Here is a 19,404-nt window from a genome sequence, read left to right as displayed (position 1 = left end):
CTAGGCATAGCGCCTACGCAGTTGCCAGCTTCAATGTCGTATTGAAGCCGGGGCTCGTCTTTCAGCTCGAAGTCATATCAGCAATTACCCCGCAAAAAGACGCAGGTGTCACCGTACCGGGGCTCGAGGTCATGAATGCCCTTGAAGATTATCGAGAAGGTTTCGTTCTTCTTGACGTTCAACCGGCCATCGTCCCCCGCGGTGGAAAAGCCTCGGCCACCTTGCGTTGTGGGGACCGAATGCGAAGCGAGTTAAGATACGGCCTCAACAAAAAGTATGACGGGGATCTGTGTGGCAAGGAAGTTGGTAGTGGGTGAGTCTGTTTATGTCCCAGCATCTCGCTTCGAAGGGATGGAAGACCTGTCATCGGTCGTCTGGCGGACGCAGGTAGTCGACGCAGAACCCGCCAAAGTCAAAATCCAGCTACGAGATGGCACGGTATCAGAGTGGATAGGCTCCAGCCTATGTCACAGAAACATAGGCATCCTAATTTTGACGCTCGGTGATTTGTCGACCGAGGACGCTCTACTAGACCCCTTGGCAAAATCAGTATTGCAATACTGTCGGTTGCTCGTTCCTGACGACCAGGTAAAAGCATACAAAATCAGGTCGCTCAGAGAGCTCACGTCCATCTGGGGTAAGGAACACGCTCTCTATTCCCATGTGATCTTCGTGGGACATGGTAGCGCTAAGGGCTTCTGTTTCTCGAATGATGGATGGGCCAATCCAGAGCAGCTTCAGCGGGCCTTACACAAGCGCGGCGCTCTGAAGAAGGTATTTATTTCGCTATGCTGCCAAACCGGATTCCAAGCTGTGGGGGGCGTATTATCAAAAATGGCATTGTGCAGTGAATTTATCGCCCCTTTTCACAGCGTACATGGAGCCATCGCCTCTCAGTTTGCGCAGACCTTCCTGGCTTTTCACCTATTACAAGGTGAGACCACCGGCGTTGCTTTCAAGCATGCGAGGGAAAACACTCCAGGAAGCACGAGCTTCCGACTTTGGCGAAAAGGTAGGCTTCGCGCCGGAGAAAAATGACTTGAGGTAGCGCCTGGCGCTGGCTTCTATACCAGCGCAGCTTTCAAGGCAAAACTTAAGCCTAAGCAGGCGTTCGTGGTCTCTGGGGCTCCTATTGCCGGGCCCCTCTGCACAACCTGCCGCACATACTGCAGCAACCATCCTCTCAGCTGGCTACGCAGGCGCACCTGCTTAGCTGAATAGGTCCATGCAGACTGCTCGAACATGATCTTCACTGACTTTCAGCGTGCCGACGCAAGCCCCAAAGCGAACCGCGAGAGTAATTTTGCCTTCCTGGATCGATCTGCTCGGCCAGAGATGGAGCGAGTCCGCCACTACCTGGAAGGCCTTGTGGGGGAATACCCACAGGAAGAGCGAGACGAGCTAGTCGCTCGGCTCAAATGCGGCGACGACACGCACTTCAAGTCTGCAGTGTTCGAACTCGCCCTCTACGCGTTCTTGGTTCGACTGGGTTACGCCTTGTCCCCCCACCCCGAGCTGCCGAGTGGGTCAAAGGCACGCCCTGATTTTCATGTCACAACACCCACTGGTGAAGAGTTCTATCTCGAGGCTGTTTTGGCTTCGATTAGGGACGAGTCTGCTCCTGCAGCAGAAGCAATGATTGGTTCAACGCTCGATGCCCTAGGTAAGGCTAGCCACCCTAACTTCATGGTCCTCGTTGAGTACGACGGCACACCCGATACTCAACCGAGCGGTAATAAACTGCTCGCCGCCACATTGAAATGGCTGAACTCACTCGACCCCGATAGGATTCGAGCTGAAGCTGAAAGCCGAGGCTTGGAATCAACCCCCACACACGAATGGGCACATGAAGGATGGCAAGTGCGCCTCCGTGCCTATCCACTTAAGCCAGAGGCCCGCGGTAAGCCCCGTTCATTGATCGGCATGCTTGATGGTGGCGCAGGGCTCATTGATCAGTGGTCATCCATTCGGGATGCCATCAAGCACAAGGGCGCAAAGTATGGCGACCTCGATAAGCCTCTCTTGGTAGCAGTGAATTTCGGCTCGTTCCATCTCGATAAAATTGACGAAATGGACGCGCTATACGGGCAGGAGCAGTACGTTCTGGATACTAGAGATCCGGAGAAGGAAGCCAGAATTACTCGTGCTTCAAATGGAGCATGGATTGGCCCGTCAGGCCCTCGAGCCAGGCGTGTTAGCGGCGCATGGATTTTCAACGACCTGACCGTATACTCGCTCTCCTCACGACGCCACACGATCTATCTCAATCCATGGGCAACGCATCCACTCCCTGAAGCATTGAAAGCGATGCCTCACGCGATCGTTAGCGGGGATCGGTTGCAAAGGTACGACGGCTTTTCGCTCGCTGAGGTGCTCGGGCTTCCCACCTGCTGGCCGGCAGACGAATAGCGCGGCGGCCGCGGTGCATCTGGCCAGTGATAAAAGCTGATGAGCTTTAAGCGCGGGTGGCTGCTTGTCGCCCTTATTCATTACGCCCTAAGGATTTAGCGCACTGAATGAAGCTTTACGAAAACATCACCATCGGGAATTTCTTGTTTGCCCTTGGCTATGCCATCCGTGACTTCCAGCAAGGCTCAAAGCGCGCTGCGCTAGGATCGATCAATTTGCTCCAGCAAACCCCTGCCGATCAGTTGTTAGCCGACGTATTGTTGAATTTCGGTGGTGTGGCCCGCCTCCTGGAGTTCAAGGCAGAAGGAGCGGATCTGCGCAAGGAACGGGGTAAGCACGCAGGGCTTAAGGCGGCCATCGAAAAGAAACAGCTCACCGATATTTCCCGTGAGGTGCATTGGTATGTTGAGACCAAGTCCACCGAAGATTCGCTTGGACTCCTCACCGTTCCCTACTTGGATGCATTCCCAAGGGATAGAGCGAGGGTCGGTCGACTCCAAGACCTCGTTCAATCAACAGCTGAGGCCATAGCCTTTCAGCGTTCCAACTTCACCGCCAAGCAGATCCGCGACTACCTCCTGACAGTCAAGACCGTAAACGGCTCTGAGGCTTCGGGGTCTGGTGGCTTGCTGCTCTTGGCTGAACCTGGGGGTGTACTGAAATTCGCACCTTTGGAGGACATGCTGGAGCTCAACATGACGCTCCGAGCATGGGCAAAGGAGCGGTTCGAACGGGCCGAGCAAAATCACCGGCTAGCGCTTGAAAAAGCAAAGGCAAAAGAGCTCGCCAAACATAAGTCATTCGATCGAGGCCTGGGATGAGAGCCCCCATTACTGCGAGTGAGTACGAAACTTACGACGAGAAAATCCGGGCTCAAGCCGAGGTACTCACCTCGTTGCTCTCTGCTGGACTAAACACCCAGGATGAGGCCGACAAAGCAGTCGCTGCCCTGAGAAAACTGCAGGCTGAAGTCGTTGGTCAAATCACCTCTGCGAGAAAAGACCTTTCACTCATTGCTGATGAAACCGCCACCAAGGCCGCAGCTTTGTTGTCTGAGAAATTCGTTCAGGCGAACAAGGCAGCCGACCAGGCTGCCAGGCAGTACAAAAGCGTGGCCCGGATGCTTGGCCTGAAGACCTTCGCGGTACTTGTCGTTTCTCTGGTAGCCATCGGTGCAACAGCATGGCTTCTGGTTGGCCCCCTACTACCGAGCCAAGCAGAGCTCGCGTTTCGGCGCGCACAGATTGCCGAGATGGAAACCAAGGCAGCCAAGCTTGAGCGCAGAGGTGTCAACCTAGAGTGGAGCACTTGCACAGTGGGGATCTTGAAACGCGAAAAACCCTGTTTCAGATCAGACGGAGAGACCTACGAGCCGGCGGATCGGTCTAGCTCCTACGCCGTTCCGTATAGTGTGCGATGATCACCATACCCGATCACTAGTCTCAGGGAGGCACGTCGTGTACCCTCAGGCTGCTTGCTCCGAGATTTCGTTGGCAACTAGCCTCCCCTTGGAGACACCTGAAAGCCCGCCCCTTCAAGGCGGGCTTTTTTGCGCCCATCCGTAATGGTTAGGATCCGCCAGCAGGTAACGACAAACGCGCCCTGGTGTTTTCGATGATCTCGGTGAGGCGCTTCGGGTACTCACCAGTGAAGTACTCGAAGGCAAGCGGGTTTTTCGCAAGAAATTGACTGCAGAACTCAACCCAGTCTTTTGTTCTCAGCGGGCCATTGATCTTGAAGACCTTGGTCGACCTTGCCTTGATGTGCGCTGAATTCTTCATGACCATGTTGAAGTCAGAATCCCGCCTCTGAAAATACTCATCTTCCGTAAAGAGCTGGATCGCGCCATCGAAGTGCCTGAAGCAGTCGGCCTTGAGGTCGTACTCGGCATGCAGGTACCGAGCAGGGAAGTAATGCTGCCCTTCGACCTCGACCCTGACGCTCTCCGTCTTCATCTCCAGGGCTTGGAACGACTTGATTCCATCCGACTCGCTCCACTTGATGTCTAGGCAATAGGCATCAGCGAAGAACATCGAGAGATCTATCGAATCGAGGTCGAGAGGAGGTCGCAGCTTGACGATACCGGGTTTTATATTCCGGATGTCATCGTCGAAAGGTGCGCCGAACCATGTGTCGGCTTCGAAGTAGCGCCCACCGTCAACATCGATCCGAACCCGGTCTTCGTCGAGGGCTATGTATTTTTCTATCCCGGGACCGTCGAAGCTCCAGAACAGCTCTATAAACCGCGGGGCCCAATTGTTCACTAGGCTCATGCTGCGCCGGTAACAGGGGTGGGCCATCAAAATAAAGTCAGAACCAGCAAAACACCCACCACCAAAGTGGCTTGGGGATAGCCGTGCCGCAATATCGTTGAACGGCAGCAGCCCATCACGCTCTGCAGTTATCGGCCCTAGAAGCTTCCTAGCAATGCCTTTCGCCTTGGCGACAATTCCGGTGGTTTGGACGTACTCGAACGAGTCCGCGTTGAGAACCACCCCTTTCAATTCAGCCATAACAGTGAACCGAGCAATCAGATTTGCTGCTGCGGCAAGCTGCTTGCGGGACTCCTCTTTCATATCCGCGAAATAACGAGCCATAAACTCGTTGTGGCTTTGATCAGTCATCAGTTCCAGGTTCCGAGCGAGGTAACAGAACATCAGCCCCACGGATTGGGATATCCAGGTCGATGCTAGCCTCCAACTCCACCAGTCGCTGATGTCCGGGATGGCTCTCTACCGCGAGCGCTACTAACCGACGGCAGTTTAAAATATCGCCCTCTAGCCGGTACCGCTCCGCTAAATCCAGAGTGACAGCTGCTTCGTAGAATCGAGGGAACCGCAGCCCACTAGGACGACTACGTCGCTTGAAATAGCTCTCAATGGTTTGATCGTGCACTTCCAATGTCCAGCCGGGAACCTTCCCTGCGACGGTGTGTACGAGGAGTGCCTCCGGTGAGGGCTGCGATAGGTCTTGTTGGATCAGCTTTTCTATCCCCTCAGGTATAGGCGCTCTCTGCTCTACAGGGACCACCATGTTAAAGAGTGTATAGAGCGCCAGGTACGGTAAGCGCGGATCTCTCTTAGCGCCCAATACAACATCAGCTACCGCACTGAGGATCGGGCGCAGGTCTGTAAGCACAGATCCATCCTCACCCAACTGGCAAGGAACCAATTGCTCTAGAAACCCCTCAAGCTTGCTTCGCCCAGCACTCAGGAGGTCTCCTTCCACATTTCCCACCCAGTACTGCGGGGCCATGCGCAGCTGGATGATGTTGGTCCGCTCCAAGTAGTAGCGAGGGTATGGCTCTCGATCTAGTGATGGCTGGCTAGCCACGAATTCAATGATCACGTTGCGCATCAAGCGGGATAACCCTTGGAGGGTTAAGTAAGCCTTGCGCTCGTGAAGCACTGTTTCACCATAGCCATGTCCAAGCACGACTACGGCAGGGAGTCGCATTAGCTGATGTACGTATTTGGAGCGGGCCTGATAGGCCATGACCAAGGACTCAGTAATGTCGGTGCTGGCGAGCGCCTCGCCCGGGACCAACGATGCATCGCGAAAATATTCGGGCGGCGTATGAGCAATAACGAACTCGCGGAAACGGCGCGCCAAGGCCGTATGCTCCTCTGTTAGCAGTGCATCCCGAACCCTTTGTGCCACCGTTTCATCCGCACCTGTCAACGCCTCGTCAACTGCTTGCCGCTTTCGCTCGTCATAGGACGCCCAATCGCTTTCATGACCATCAAAATCCTGCGCTAGCGACTCCACTGACGCCACCAGCAGCGTGTACGCCAACTCCAGGTCATCCGCGATCCGGTGCATACCGTTTATGTACGTCCGGATCGCTCTCATCACACCGAGATACGTCTGACGCGGCAATCCGATTAGCTGGCCAACAAACGCCTGGAGGAAAGCCACTTCCTCAGGATTACACCAAAGCTCTGGCTCGAAGAAGCGACTAACAAACTGATGCGGAGATGCATGGGTTGCTAAGCCCTTTTTCCCGCTAGTCAGGCGCCGAGCCAGATCGATGTCTGGTGAACATACGCAATTCAGCGCAAATGACGTCACAACCGCAAAATCGCTGAGGTAGGGCTCAGCGGTGCAGGACACGAGTACTCCCGGAGCCTTCTCCTCAGCTTCCATTCGCTCCTGCATCTCGTAGACGAGTACAGTCGGCTGAATCGAGCTTCTTGAGGATGGGATCAGCTTTCCCGCCGCCGTTTCTACTACAAGCTCAGGCTCTATATTGGCGTTGGTGTAGAGCATGCCGCGCAACAGGTTCTCCCACCCTACAGGGCGGCTGAAGAGCTTTCCGGTGGCAATCTGAAGCATACGGCCTCCAATTTCGTACTCAGTGGCTCAGCGCCAACGGGCGGTTCCTGGCTCCGAAACTACTCAGTATCAAACGCTTAGTCTGGCACCTCATTAGGCAGACCCGTCCGGGGTGCTACTCAATGTCCGCTTCTGGCCGATAGCAGCCTGTCGTCAATGACAGCAAACGGCGGCAAAAGCTGTCATTCGCGATCTACGCCGGATAGCAGACATTTGACGCGAATATACTCCTAGTTTATTCCGGCTTGTAGGATACATCCGTTTGTGCTTACTCGTCCGCGCCGCATTCGGCGAACGAGATTGCGAAGTTTCTGTTGAGTAGAAGTCGATCCAAATATGTAAAGTGTGCCGTAAGCATGGACACTGCTATTAGTCATACCCGCGGGCGAACTAAGGTGGTGTTTAAGTTCTCTACTGGCAATGCAACCTGCCGAATAGTGAAAAACTCAGCCACCTAAAGGGGGAACTCCCCCCCCCAGTTGATCTGGATAACGGAGCGCTCCTTTTGCTTCAGGCAATTGGACCCTTCTTAGGTCAATACCAACTCGAAGCTCCCGTCATAGATTTCGAACGAGTGACAGATTGAACTCGTGTCCACACCTGTACGTATTAGCGACTTTCGCATCCCGAGATGCTGCGTAGTTGCCTGAACATTCACCACAGAGGCGCAACGAGACTACCCCACAATCGGCCACCCGCTGGAACTCTGGATAGGGTAGGCTGCGGAATAGGCATGAGACACTGGAGCAATCCCTTGCGCTGTGTGCAACGAAGCTTTGCGGGGTACCCTTTAACTAGATATAGCGGCTTATTGCCGTTCTGTTTTTAACGGTTTGATGAAATGCAAAGCTCTTCGGTTTTTTTATGCATGAACTCTGCGGCTACCGGCAGGGTAACGAGCCTTCGCTTCAAGCCCACGAGCACAGCTAAAGGATTATCAATGATTGTGAAAGTCGGCAGATTGGGAGGAAGATATGGATCACCAGTTATTGCTCAATGAGGTAAAGAAAGAGTTTATTGAATTGGTGATGAATGTCGAAGCATCCTCAGCAATGAGTCTGTTTGACACCCATCGAATTGCAGAAAAAATCATGCTTCCACTCTTTAAAATCATCATGGACTGGAAGGATCTGCGAAATCTTAATGCGGAGGATGGAGAAAACTTTCCCGCCATCGACTTGGCGGACGATGTGGCTCGGGTCGCGATTCAGGTGACCGGCACATCAGGCCTAGAGAAGGTTAAGCGAACCCTGGAAAAATTTCTGAGACACAAGTTAAACGACTCATATGATCGCCTTGTCATTTATGTGCTGACTAAAAAGCAAAGCACGTATTCGCAGAAGTCTGTTGATCGTGTCGTGCGAAAGAGTATGAGCTTTAATGCAGTCGATGACATTCTTGACTATACCGACCTCTTGAAAGAGATAGCGAAATTACCGCCCGACAAGGTGACCCTGGCTCTAGAGACGTTAAAGAGCTACCGCTTAGGGAATGACCCGGCACAACACCCCGAATGGCTTTTACAGACCGAGAAGTCGCGGGAGCAGATTCAAGCTTTCACCCCGCGATGGCTATTTTTTGCTGAGCGAAAAATTCCTTTGATCGGCCGTGAGGCGGAATTGCAAGCGCTTACTAAATTTATGAAGGATCCTGCCTCATTTCGCTGGTGGGTTATTTGCGGGCCGGCCGGCATGGGGAAAACTCGACTGGCCCACGAGCTTGAACTGGAATACAAAGACGAATGGTACTGTGGGTTCGTTGACGCTGACGAGATTAAGTCTGCGGAGCAACTGCTAGCCGTGAAGCGTCCGACATTGATAATAGTTGATTACGCCGCACGCGATGCCAAATCACTTAATTCGCTGTTCAAGATATGCTGTTCTCTTACTACCAAGACTTCAACTAAGCTCCGACTTTTACTGCTAGAAAGAGAGGCAAACAGCAAAGCCGACTGGTGGAACGAACTCGTAGAAACTAGCAGTGTATTAAAAAACCGCATTCGGAACCATCAATACGGGGAGCCCTTAAAGTTACGCAGCCTGAAACTACAAAGTGAAGAGATTCTACGTGCTTGGATTAAAGAGGGCGCGCCGGAAGTGTTGAGTGAACTGCCTAAGTCCCAATCTGAGTTCTGGAACCGGGTAAAAAAGGTTGGTCAGGGACGACCTCTGGTGATTGCGCTGGTAGCAGCTGCGTTCAGTAGAGCACCCAGCATGACTTACGTCCCGGCGTTACCTGACCTAATGCGACCAATATTAAGAAAAGAGCTTTCTAGATGGAGATCTGCCTGTATCGACGAGCAGAGTTTCACCTGGCTGGTTCAGCTGCTGGCGCTGGCAGCGCTTATTCGCGGGCTCCCTGTCCTCCAACCGGACCATCGAATCATAGTTAGTAGAGGTGACGATGAAAGGATTTTCGTGATAAAGGATCCCGATACGCAGGAGGTCCGCATACCCACATACGAGGACCTGAGAGAGCATACTGTAATTTTCGAGCATCTCGCTAACTATCAAAAAGCATTGTGGAACACGCTTACGCTTTTGGTTCCTGGTGATCAGTTGAATTCAACCGTCAAGCTTGCCTTGGAGAGTTGTCCACCCACGGCTCTTTTACAGCCTGACCTTCTAGGCGAGTTTTTCATCGATGAGCTGTGGTTGCCTAGACTACCGTTCTCGACGAGCGCACCGTTGCCACCGCTATCAGACACATTGCTTGAGTCTCTTATTGGTTCGGCCTGGAGCATATCACCGTATCGTTTGATCGAGACACTTGAAGCTCTGAAGAAAACTACTACCAGCGTGGACGGCTACCTGAGGATCATCACTATGTTGGTTGGGAGGGTGTGCGCGGCCCACACCCAGCCAGAGCGTGGCATTTCCATGCTGGCGGGCTTGCTTTACAACGCAACTATTACATTAGGGGCCGAGAAATCGAGTGCAAAACAAAGCCAACATGCATTTGCCCTGCTGTCCCAGCTGATGGAAAAGTTTCCTAAAAATCAAGCGGTAGCTTATCGGCATCTGAAAGCACATATCCCTCAGAATAAAAGTTTAAGAACCGAAGAGGAAATAATAGAGAATGCTCGAAAATTGACAGAGAAAGCAGTTGAACTTGTTGGGCTGATTAAAAGTAATCCGCAGGATCACTTCGAGCTGCATTGGGCCGATTCGTTTACCGTTCTGTCGATAGCAGGTATACAAAAGAACTGTAGTGAGCTTATTCTCACGGCATTGGCGTCAGCGCAGCAACTTCAGGAGAATTTCAACGGGTCCCTCGAGGTCATGAACCTGCTGGCCGCTCAGTACAAAAATATCGCGCAACATTTGGCCGAGCTATATGGAGACAATTTCGCATTAAGCGATAAGATAGCCCCCGTTGCCAAACGAGTTCTTCCGGTTTTACAAGAGCACGTCGTTAGAATTCTAAAAAATTGTAGTCATGACCAAGCGCTTCGTGTGTCAGTGACATGGTCACTGATTAATATAATGTTCGCATATGCAAAATTGGAGTCTCCAGAAACAGTTCTGAGTCTTGATTTGGAGGTGATGAGGTCCATTCCGAAAATTTCGGACGCAAAAATAGCGATGGCAATGAAGATGAAGTCAACGTTTAACGCACAGACTGCTTTTCTTCAAAAAGGTGAAATAGAACGGCTGTTCCAGTCGACGACTAAGCTTAAGGTGGATTTCGAAAGTAATTATTCGGATGAGGGGGCTATCGCGTATATGGCCTTGCTTGAGCGCGTATTGCAAATTAATTTTACCAAAGAGCGAGGAAAGCTTGTCGAAAATTTCAACAGGCTTTTATATGTCTATCCATATCTTAGTGATGTGGCTCCGGTAATAGAGCAATTTTCACGCGCTTTCGCAGCTGCGCGGCTGGGAGCCTTGTTTAACCCTGATGAATGTCTTCCAATATTGACACGACTCCTTCCGTCTCCAAACAATCTCGAAAGTCTTTGTGCTGTTCTGTATCATGCTAACTACCTCGTGATTCAGGCTTTCCTTAGGAGAGAAAATGAAGAGTTTTTAGTGTACTTTGACAGGCTGGTAGAACTTGTGAGGAAGCACCCAAGTTTTGATCAAGTTGTGCACTGCTTGGATTTCGTTGCACTACAGTATTGGTTACATAAAGGCAGGCCGCAGAGCCAAAGAATTTCAAACTCATGTAAATTAAAAATTAAAGGGGAAGGCATTATTTTAGTGCGGGTGGAATATGATGATGGCTCGGTTTTAAGTGAGTCTACAATGACTTTGTCAAGCTTTTTGCCAGCAGAGCCTACCGCTTCATAAGGGTACAGTAAGTGCCTGTTTTCCTCACCGGCGAGAGCTTGAGGAGGTTTTGCCACTGCATTCAAAAATGCAGCAGGTATGAGTTATCTGCGTTTTGGGTGTGTCGTCTTAACAGAACGCAGTGATAGCTGCGGTTGGAGTGGAGGAAGTAGCCGAAATGACACAAGTGGTCGTTTTGGGCGACCCAAGCCGTTTATCTGGAACATGTTCTTGGCCAGGTCGACCTCGATGGGCATATGCTTCATGTGTGGACTTCTTCTTGCGGATGACTGCTTCCCCTTCAGTATTGCTCTCAAGATACCGACGTGAGGAGGAATCCATCGATTGCTATTGGCCGGTAGCTGCCTATCACTACCAGCTGCAACCGGCTATCTCTTCCGGGGCTGTCGCTAGGTCACTCGTGATTGACCATCCACCTCCCAAGGGAATAGATTTGACGCAGTGAAGCCTGCCGCATCGGTACTCAGCCGATGCCGCTGAAAGAGCCGCCCTTTTCGAGGGCGGTTTTTTTATGCGTGTCGAGGACTCATCGCGGCACGCGCTACGTGCACCAACTCCCAATCCTAGACCTGTGCAGCCATTGCCCTCAGTGGAAATTCCGACTGCGCACATCCAGCCCGGATAGCAGGTCGCTGCGATCCATAAGGTGGCCGGCAATCAGATGCCTCACACCTTCCTGATCCTCCAAACTGCCTTTCACCTGCAAGAGCTTCGCGTTCATAAGTGCAGCCCGGTACTGCTCGGCGAGGTCGCGCCACACCACGACGTTGACCATGCCGAACTCATCTTCCAGGGTGAGGAAAGTGACACCTGATGCCGTCGAGGGGCGCTGTCTGCCCGTCACGATGCCAATGACCATGACATGCTTGCAGTCACCCATACCGAGCAGATCGTAGGAGCTTTTGGCTCTCATCGCTCGTAAGGTGCTGCGCAGTAATGATAGTGGATGCGGGCCGAGCGTCGTGCCGGTTCGTGCATAGTCTGCGTGCATGTTCTCAACGACGGTTGGTGCTGGTATCGCCACGGTATCTTGCGGCTCATCGCTACCAAACAGAGGCAGTGGTTGCTGTACTGCTGCGATTTCCCAACGTGCGATGTGACGATTGCCAGCGAGCGTTCTCAGCGCATCGGCATCGGCCAGCAACTCCCTGGCTTTCTGATCGAGCCCCGCCCGTTGGCATAGATCGACGACATCGGTGAATGGCTTCATTTCGCGCACGGCTTCAATCCTGCGGCCAACCTCTTCAGCCAGCCCACGGATCATCCTCAAGCCAAGGCGAATAGCGGGCATGCGTCGATCCAGTGCTTCAAGCGTGCAGTCCCAATCGCTCATCATCACATCCACAGGGCGTACCTCAGCACCGTGTCGGCGAACGTCCTGCAACACCTGATCGGGTGAATAGAACCCCATAGGCCAACTATTGATCAACGCAGTCGCGTAAGCCGACGGTTCATGACATTTGAGCCAGCAACTGGCGTAGGTCAGCAGGGCAAAACTGGCAGCGTGAGACTCGGGAAATCCGTAGCTGCCGAAGCCTTTGATCTGTTCAAAAATCCGCGCTGCAAATTCTTCGGTATAGCCACGTTCCAGCATCCCCTGGCGTAACCGAACCTGATGCGGCTCAAGCCCTCCATGGCGCTTCCAGGCAGCCATCGACCGACGCAGTTGATCAGCCTCACCAGGGGAGTAGCCAGCCGCTACGATGGCCAAGCGCATCACCTGTTCCTGGAACAATGGCACTCCCAGCGTGCGCTCGAAAACATCGCGCAGTTCATCGCTCGGGTAGGTGACTTCTTCCTCACCATTTCGGCGCCGTAGGTACGGATGCACCATGTCACCGACAATCGGCCCAGGACGGACGATTGCCACCTCGATCACCAGGTCGTAAAAGGTTTTTGGCCTCAAGCGCGGCAGCATGGCCATCTGTGCTCGCGACTCAATCTGGAACACGCCAAGCGTGTCGGCCTTGCTGATCATTCGATAGGTCGCGGCATCTTCGGCAGGTATCGTCGCCAGCGTGAGCTCACGCCGTTGATAGCGGCGCAGCATGTCCAGGCATCGCCGAATGGCGCTGAGCATCCCGAGGGCCAACACATCGACCTTCATCAACCCCAGCGCATCGATATCGTCCTTGTCCCACTGAATGATTGTCCTGTCCTTCATGGCTGCATTTTCGACAGGCACGAGCGTCGACAAGGGATGCTCCGAGATGACAAATCCCCCTGGGTGCTGGGACAAATGCCGGGGGAACCCCACCAGTTGTTCAGTGAGCACCAACACCATCTTCAGTTGCTTGCTATCCGGATTGAATCCAGCCTCGATCAGGCGTTCGGGAGGAGGTACTTGATCACTCCAGCGGCCACAACAATTGGCAAGTGCGCTGACCTGATCTGGTGGCCAACCCAGTGCCTTGGCCACGTCTCGAATCGCACCTGCAAAGTGGTAGGTACTGGCAACAGCGGTTAGCGCGGTACGCTCACGCCCATACCGATTGAAAATGTACTGGATGACTTCCTCGCGCCGCTCATGCTCGAAGTCCACGTCGATATCTGGTGGCTCGTTACGCTCCTTGGAGATGAACCGCTCGAACAGCATGCTCATCCGGGTGGGATCAAGCTCGGTGATACCCAGTGCAAAACACACAGCGGAATTGGCAGCCGACCCTCGGCCCTGGCAAAGAATCGCCTGGCTGCGAGCAAAGCGCACGATGTCATGCACGGTCAGGAAGTAGCTCTCGTACTGAAGCTCTTCTATGAGATTCAGCTCGGCTTCCACCTGGGTACGAGCCTTCTCTGACATACCATCCGGCCAGCGCCATTGAGTGCCTTCATAGGTCAGTTCCCGTAACCAGGCTGCAGGTGTTTTTCCATCAGGCACGACTTCATGCGGATACTCATATTTGAGCTGACTAAGGTCGAAGGTGCAGCGGGCCGCGACCCGTGCCGACTCGGCCAACAGTGCTGGTGGGTACAAGCTTTCCAAGACGGAGATTGGTCGCAGATGACGCTCGCCGTTGGGGAAGAGTCGGTAGCCGGCATCAGCCACAGAGCAGTGGTGCCGAATGGCCGTGATGGTGTCTTGCAGGGCACGTCGCCCCCGCACATGCATATGCACATCACCGGCGGCGACCAAGGGGAGCTGCAGGCGTCGTCCGAGCGCAGTGAGTGCAGATAGCCGCTGCGCGTCATCGGCGCCATGGTGCAGTTCGACGCCGACCCAGCACCTGTTGGGAAAACGCGAGGCCAGCCACTGGCCGTGTTGATGAACAATCTCTTGCCCTGGAAGCCAGATGGTGAGGACGCCTTCCGACAGCGACTCCATATCGCTCCGGCTGAGCTGGTAGGTGCCTTTCGCAGATCGGCGACGCCCGGTAGTGATCAGTCCACATATCTGCTGGTAACCACCAAGATTCTCGGCCAGCAGGACAAGCTTTGGCCCATCAGTGAGCGTCACCTCGGAGCCTGTTATCAGCCGAACGCCGCTGTCCTTCGAGGCTTGCCACGCACGAACGATTCCCGCCAGGGAACATTCATCCGTAATGGCCAGCGCTTCGTAACCAAGCACTTTGGCCCGTTCGAAAAGCTCCTTGGCGCTGGAGGCCCCTCGCTGAAAGCTGAAGTTGGAAAGGCAGTGCAGCTCGGCATAACCGCTCATGAAAACCAGCCATGCAGCATCAACGGCCCGGACGCACCGACTTGACGAAACGCCCAGGCACGCTGGCCAGCTCGCGTTTCCACCACGTAGTAATCGCGGCGCACATCGCCTTCGTCCCACCAGCCTGATTCCACACGTTCAGGCCCGCTGATAATGCGCAGGGAAGTGTCATGCAACGGATAGGGTTCCTCTACCAGCCAACCAGGGCGCGGGCCGCAGACGGCGGTAGATGATCCGACCGCTTCAAGCGACCAAGAGCGCTCCGGACGATGGTCTGGTCGGTCACCAAGACCACTGACTGCACTGTCCCCCAGTCGGGCTCTCAAACGCTCGCGTAGCTGCTCCCAGGGCTGCGTTTGCTGGGGACGTTGATCGAACAGCTGCTGATGTTGGGGCGCGAACGCCGGCAGCTCTCGTGCGACCAACCGGAATGCCAGGACAGGCGCAGGCAGTACCTGATGTTCCAGCCTGCCGCGACTCAGCTCGAACAACATTGCAGCCTCGCGCTCAGCACTTAGCAGACCGATCTGCACCACGGTATCTGGCAGTGATCGGTGCTCCAGATGCAGAGCAAAACGCTGTACACCGCTGTCGCGGCCAGCCAGGTAGGCAGCAAGATCGGACGCTGCCCGGCGCAGCGGGAACAGCAGGGCTTGGTGCGACTCGACCTCGAAGTTCAGCTCGATCTTGATGTCAAAGATGTCGGGCGGGCTATAGAAATTCATGGCCAGCGGGCGCCTCCCCAGCAGCGTATCGAGGTGAAGCAGAACTTCTGCGGGGAAGCGTTTGGCCACGCTGTCGCGAGGCAGCGCAATCAGATGCTGCAGATGCCGAAGGCCCATCCTTGCAAAGGACGATGCGGCTTTCTCTGGCAGTCCCAATCGCTCAACAGGCATGGGGTTCAGTGCCTCGCGAAGCGATCTGTCGTCAGTCACGGCGACACCATCACCACAATTACTCAACATTCGGGCGGCAGCCGGGTTGGGAGCCAGAGTGATGCGGTGCTGGAAGCCAAGCCCATCCAGCTCGCTGCGCAGGCGTGCCTCAAATCGTGACCAAGGGCCAAATAGCCCGAAGCTCGATTGCACTTCCATCAGTAGGCATCGTGGGTAGTGCAAGCTGACCTGGTCGCTGAATCCATAGGCCCAGGCTGCAAGAAACTGTTGCCAACGCTCCACCTCGCTCACGTCATAGTCAGCGGTTGAAAATCCCTCTGCCATAGCTTGGGCAGTAGTGAGTGATTGCCCTGGACGCAGGCCGAGCGCTCGGGCAGCCGGGTTGATCGCCTGAAGCACGCGGCGCTGTGCCGGGCCGCTCAGTAGCACCAACGGTTGGTCAGGATCAGGCCGATGGCGTAATACGCCGTCCATGGCCAGCTGCGGTAGCAGGATGCATGCCCAGAGCATGATCGCCTCACTGCCAGCCAGCCGCGATGGGCCGCGCTGAAGCGATGCCACCCCGGCACTTGAGAACCCGCAGCTGTGCAGGATGCGTATCTACTGCCAGGCGAACGGCTGCAGGTGAAGCATTCAGCGAGGCCTGTATTGGGCGAAAGGTGAAGGCCAGGGTCTGACCCGTTTCAGCCGCAACCTGTAGCCGCCGTAGTGATCGATCATCAACGTCTCGTGGCCAGCAAACCACTGCACCACAGCTACCTGATCGCAAGCACTGCTCGGCTGCCCAAAGCACGTCTCGGCTCTTTGCCCTCACGATGCTCAGGTACATCAAATCAACGCCAGCAGCGAGCCACGCCTGTGGATAGGGCTGATGATCCGGGCCAATCAGCACCACACGCTCGCCTGCCTGGGTAAGGCGGGCGAGCGCTGGCCACAGCAGCCGTAGCTCTCCCGTGCCAACCTCAGTGACGAGAATCTCGCTGAGCGCCGAACCGGGCCAGCCACCGCCCGGCAGCGCGGCATCCAGTTCAGGGAGCCCCGTTGAGTAACACGAGTCAGATACTGAAACGGCTGCAGGCCCGCGCCACACGCGGCGCGTATCGAGCAGGCCTTCGAGAGTAACGACAGACGGCATGATGAACTGCTGACCAAGATAACTGTATTTATATACAGTATTCGCTTGATACAGGGAGCCGGTCAAGACAGGTCGTCGGACGGTACTGATCACAACAGCTCATCGCGAAAGTGGCATCACTCATAACCGCCATCGCGCTACGGAAATGGGAGGCTCAGATGTGTGGAAGACTGACTCAAGCACGCGCAGCGCAGAAGTACCTGGCATCTCTTGGCATTCAGGTGCCACTCATTGGGCGCGCTCCCGAACAGACGATCAGTCACTACAACGTAGCCCCGCATTCACGCGTCGACCTGATTCGCGCTTCAGGCGATGGACTGATCTGGGTACAGGAGAAATGGGGGTGGCAACCTTCGTGGGCTACGAAGCCGGTAAAGAGCGACATCAGCGCGACACGTGAGAAGGTGGCAAGCAGCAAGTATTTCCAGCAAATCTGGCCGCATCGAGCGCTCCTTTGCGCAGATGGCTGGTACTAGTGGTGCGTAGTGGAGGGAGAGAAAATCAAGCGTCCTTACTACATCCGCCGGCATGACGATGAGCCATTGTTTATACCGGCAGTGAGTAAGTTTACGGCGCTTGGCGATGAGCCAGGAGCTGGTGATGGATTCAGGATCATCACCGCCGATTCGCAAGGCGGCATGCTGGATGTACATGATCGACGGCCAGTCGTATTCAGCGCCGATGATGCGAAGGCCTGGCTATCAGACGTAGCGTTGGAGCAAGCTGATCTACTGTTGCAAAACAGTGCTTTGCCGGAGGAGGCATTCAGGTGGCACGCGGTCGGACAGGAGGTGGGTAATGTGCGTAACGAGGGCGAGCACTTGATAGCGCCGTCTCCAGTGGGGTACCACCGGAACCTAGCGGAGCGTCTCTTTCAGTTTCAGAGAGATACCGTCCTCATTCCGCTCAACGATCAGCTCGTCGCCCAACGTCCAACCAAGGGCAGCTAGAAGCACAGGCGGAAGCTCAATGATCATGTCCCCGGAGCCATCTCCTGCGTCTTGGCACTCCGTCCGCCAACTTTCGTTCTGCTCAACCATGACATTGCTCTCCCATGTTGTTCAGCAGCACATCCGCAGTCTACAGATCTTCACTTCTCTGGTTCGAATTCGGGTGATGCTAAAATAGGGCCGAACGAAGCTGAAAAATGGTCAGAATTTTCCTCAATTGCCCCAGCTATCTCCATGTCAGAGGTGCTTGGATAGTGCCGTAGGAGATGCTTCGCGCCTTTCCATACCTCTTCAGGTAAGGCCCTATTCTTGGACAGCTCGACTAGAAATTCTCTGGTCTGCAGCACGGCGCGGGTACGTTCGTGGGGCATCGTCATTGCCGCCCTCCATATTGAGATGCACCTGATAGGGCAGCACACAAGGCGCCCCATACGACTGATGTCTACGATCTGCCTAAAACGCTGAAAAAATTGTCCTCTCCGTGGTGTCCAACGGCTGGGCAGCGAACGTGGGATCAAAGTAAATCCCCCCGTTATCAAATGTGTATTGATAAGCCATTTCACCGTCCTTGGCGGTAACCTCACAGACCTTCGCTAAGCGCTGCATGGCCCACTGCGTTGAGTTATTCATGTAACCAGGGCTGACGAGATGCGCGTTTCGGACATTGAACTCACCGTCCAACTCAGAAAGAAACTGTTCGAAATCTGGCACAGATGGCAAGAAGAACGTTCGGCTACCCCAGTTTCCCTTCGCGATTTCAACGAAAATCCAGGGACTGAGGGACGGGTACTCGATAGCACGCCAGTACCGGGCGTTCTCTCGACCGAAAAGATTGCCAAACGGTACTTCAGCTGACAGGTGTGTAATAAACATGATCGCCCCTTCAAAATGAACACTATAGATTGTAGCCCTATAGGGCACAAAAAGGCTCCATCATTCATTTTGCCAGGTACGCAAAATGGAACTGAAGGAAGCATTTGGAAAAGCTCTCAGGCAACTGAGAATCTCTCGCAAGCTATCGCAAGAAAGCTTTTCTATGATCAGCAGCAGGACTTACCTGAGCACGCTGGAGCGTGGCCTGAAAAGTCCGACCTTAGATAAGGTCGATGACATAGCAAGCACACTGGGCATACACCCACTGACTCTGCTCGTTGCTACATACATTGAAAAAGATAAGCTCACCGCCAGAGAAACTTTGTCCAGAGTTATACGAGAGCTTCGCCAGCAAGCATAGGCCGGGGATCTCTATCGGAGCGGGGGTAAGTCCAGGTAGCGATTTCGCTATTTCGCTTCCAATGCCGTTCGCATCCATTTCGGCAGTTTGCAGGCCAGCAATTTGACGAAGTCTTCAGGTCTGAGCCCATTCTTGATCACAGGAACACTTCGAAAAAGTTAGGTTTTGGAGCCCAAATTTGGCCCAAAATCAGCAAAAGCTAACTAAAAGCTCTGCCCTGGCACAGAATTGAAGAGGAAAAACATACTGGATAGGCCGGAAACCCAGTGACCATGAAGGCTCGACTGCAGATCGCAAAACGTGACTAAAAGTTAATAGGGTAGATAGATATATTGAGCCATGGAGACGAATGCCCGTGACGAAGAAAAGGAAAGGAGATGAATCCCGCCGCGGCCGACGGGTCAAACAGTTCGGCAAAGCTACCGGAATGCTCTAGGCAGGGCAAACCACGGGCAATGGATTTTCGATGCTGGCACTTTGCCGTTTAGCGAGGCATTC

Annotated in this window: 13 protein-coding genes and 2 pseudogenes; 7 read left to right on the top strand and 8 right to left on the bottom strand. The window is 54.1% G+C overall.

The genetic code is table 11. The features are described 5' to 3' along the window. Positions 1 to 80: 80 nt before the first annotated feature. Positions 81 to 236: pseudogene (locus NAV33_RS17745) on the bottom strand (DUF1302 family protein); the annotation flags it as partial. A 73-nt stretch (positions 237 to 309) separates the two neighbouring features. On the opposite strand from NAV33_RS17745, the gene NAV33_RS17740 reads away from it, so the two are divergent. The 4 genes from NAV33_RS17740 (at position 310) to NAV33_RS17725 (ending at position 3,829) form a co-directional block, all read left to right on the top strand. Beyond that, complete coding sequence (locus NAV33_RS17740; protein ID WP_255982495.1) at positions 310 to 1,038, top strand: hypothetical protein; 729 nt, start codon at positions 310 to 312, stop codon at positions 1,036 to 1,038. A 204-nt stretch (positions 1,039 to 1,242) separates the two neighbouring features. Beyond that, positions 1,243 to 2,409, top strand: a complete 1,167-nt coding sequence (locus tag NAV33_RS17735; protein WP_255982493.1) for a hypothetical protein — start codon at positions 1,243 to 1,245, stop codon at positions 2,407 to 2,409. 107 nt (positions 2,410 to 2,516) lie between these two features. Then, positions 2,517 to 3,230, top strand: a complete 714-nt coding sequence (locus NAV33_RS17730; protein WP_255982491.1) for a hypothetical protein — start codon at positions 2,517 to 2,519, stop codon at positions 3,228 to 3,230. Further along, complete coding sequence (locus NAV33_RS17725) at positions 3,227 to 3,829, top strand: hypothetical protein (RefSeq protein ID WP_255982489.1); 603 nt, start codon at positions 3,227 to 3,229, stop codon at positions 3,827 to 3,829. Before NAV33_RS17730 ends, NAV33_RS17725 begins: the two co-directional genes overlap by 4 nt. 148 nt (positions 3,830 to 3,977) lie before the next feature. Here NAV33_RS17725 and NAV33_RS17720 read toward each other — a convergent pair whose 3' ends face one another. After that, complete coding sequence (locus tag NAV33_RS17720; protein WP_255982488.1) at positions 3,978 to 5,033, bottom strand: hypothetical protein; 1,056 nt, start codon at positions 5,031 to 5,033, stop codon at positions 3,978 to 3,980. Further along, positions 5,026 to 6,744 carry a hypothetical protein gene (locus NAV33_RS17715; RefSeq protein ID WP_255982486.1) on the bottom strand — a complete coding sequence of 573 codons (1,719 nt, stop codon included), beginning with the start codon at positions 6,742 to 6,744 and terminating at the stop codon, positions 5,026 to 5,028. Before NAV33_RS17715 ends, NAV33_RS17720 begins: the two co-directional genes overlap by 8 nt. A 974-nt stretch (positions 6,745 to 7,718) precedes the next feature. Here NAV33_RS17715 and NAV33_RS17710 point away from each other — a divergent pair. Then, positions 7,719 to 11,036 (top strand): SMEK domain-containing protein, encoded by a 3,318-nt coding sequence (locus tag NAV33_RS17710; RefSeq protein WP_255982484.1) that lies wholly within the window; start codon positions 7,719 to 7,721, stop codon positions 11,034 to 11,036. 586 nt (positions 11,037 to 11,622) lie between these two features. Here NAV33_RS17710 and NAV33_RS17705 read toward each other — a convergent pair. From NAV33_RS17705 to imuA, 3 genes are read right to left on the bottom strand one after another with little or no spacing between them, the layout of a single operon-like run. After that, positions 11,623 to 14,691, bottom strand: coding sequence for an error-prone DNA polymerase (locus tag NAV33_RS17705; RefSeq protein ID WP_255982482.1), 3,069 nt, complete (start codon positions 14,689 to 14,691; stop codon positions 11,623 to 11,625). Continuing rightward, positions 14,688 to 16,097, bottom strand: coding sequence for a Y-family DNA polymerase (locus NAV33_RS17700; RefSeq protein ID WP_255982480.1), 1,410 nt, complete (start codon positions 16,095 to 16,097; stop codon positions 14,688 to 14,690). The genes NAV33_RS17705 and NAV33_RS17700 overlap by 4 nt, the downstream gene beginning before the upstream one ends. Before the next feature lie 7 nt (positions 16,098 to 16,104). Continuing rightward, positions 16,105 to 16,722 (bottom strand): translesion DNA synthesis-associated protein ImuA, encoded by a 618-nt coding sequence (gene imuA / locus NAV33_RS17695; RefSeq protein ID WP_255982478.1) that lies wholly within the window; start codon positions 16,720 to 16,722, stop codon positions 16,105 to 16,107. Positions 16,723 to 16,880: 158 nt separating this feature from the next. Here imuA and NAV33_RS17690 point away from each other — a divergent pair. Beyond that, positions 16,881 to 17,672: pseudogene (locus tag NAV33_RS17690) on the top strand (SOS response-associated peptidase family protein). Positions 17,673 to 17,812: 140 nt separating this feature from the next. Here the strand turns inward: NAV33_RS17690 and NAV33_RS17680 are convergent. After that, complete coding sequence (locus tag NAV33_RS17680) at positions 17,813 to 18,049, bottom strand: BPSL0761 family protein (RefSeq protein ID WP_255982474.1); 237 nt, start codon at positions 18,047 to 18,049, stop codon at positions 17,813 to 17,815. A 76-nt stretch (positions 18,050 to 18,125) separates the two neighbouring features. After that, complete coding sequence (locus NAV33_RS17675) at positions 18,126 to 18,545, bottom strand: hypothetical protein (RefSeq protein WP_255982472.1); 420 nt, start codon at positions 18,543 to 18,545, stop codon at positions 18,126 to 18,128. A gap of 85 nt (positions 18,546 to 18,630) precedes the next feature. Between NAV33_RS17675 and NAV33_RS17670 the strand changes: the two genes are divergently transcribed. Beyond that, the gene (locus NAV33_RS17670; protein ID WP_255982470.1) at positions 18,631 to 18,906 is read left to right on the top strand and encodes a helix-turn-helix domain-containing protein; all 276 of its coding nucleotides are present in this window, start codon (positions 18,631 to 18,633) and stop codon (positions 18,904 to 18,906) included. Positions 18,907 to 19,404 lie beyond the last annotated feature (498 nt).

Origin of the sequence: Stutzerimonas stutzeri (assembly GCF_024448715.1) — a bacterium.
GTDB classification, from domain to species: Bacteria; Pseudomonadota; Gammaproteobacteria; order Pseudomonadales; family Pseudomonadaceae; genus Stutzerimonas; species Stutzerimonas stutzeri_AR.
The sequence above is the reverse complement of the archived record's forward strand: the minus strand, read 5'-3'. Positions and strand labels throughout refer to the sequence as shown.

Coding starts and splice junctions, on each gene's coding strand:
- NAV33_RS17735 (WP_255982493.1), top strand. CDS start 1,243: ATGATCTTCACTGACTTTCAGCGTGCCGACGCAAGCCCCAAAGCGAAC.
- NAV33_RS17730 (WP_255982491.1), top strand. CDS start 2,517: ATGAAGCTTTACGAAAACATCACCATCGGGAATTTCTTGTTTGCCCTT.
- NAV33_RS17725 (WP_255982489.1), top strand. CDS start 3,227: ATGAGAGCCCCCATTACTGCGAGTGAGTACGAAACTTACGACGAGAAA.
- NAV33_RS17720 (WP_255982488.1), bottom strand. CDS start 5,033: ATGACTGATCAAAGCCACAACGAGTTTATGGCTCGTTATTTCGCGGAT.
- NAV33_RS17715 (WP_255982486.1), bottom strand. CDS start 6,744: ATGCTTCAGATTGCCACCGGAAAGCTCTTCAGCCGCCCTGTAGGGTGG.
- NAV33_RS17710 (WP_255982484.1), top strand. CDS start 7,719: ATGGATCACCAGTTATTGCTCAATGAGGTAAAGAAAGAGTTTATTGAA.
- NAV33_RS17705 (WP_255982482.1), bottom strand. CDS start 14,691: ATGAGCGGTTATGCCGAGCTGCACTGCCTTTCCAACTTCAGCTTTCAG.
- NAV33_RS17700 (WP_255982480.1), bottom strand. CDS start 16,097: ATGCTCTGGGCATGCATCCTGCTACCGCAGCTGGCCATGGACGGCGTA.
- imuA (WP_255982478.1), bottom strand. CDS start 16,722: ATGCCGTCTGTCGTTACTCTCGAAGGCCTGCTCGATACGCGCCGCGTG.
- NAV33_RS17680 (WP_255982474.1), bottom strand. CDS start 18,049: ATGACGATGCCCCACGAACGTACCCGCGCCGTGCTGCAGACCAGAGAA.
- NAV33_RS17675 (WP_255982472.1), bottom strand. CDS start 18,545: ATGTTTATTACACACCTGTCAGCTGAAGTACCGTTTGGCAATCTTTTC.
- NAV33_RS17670 (WP_255982470.1), top strand. CDS start 18,631: ATGGAACTGAAGGAAGCATTTGGAAAAGCTCTCAGGCAACTGAGAATC.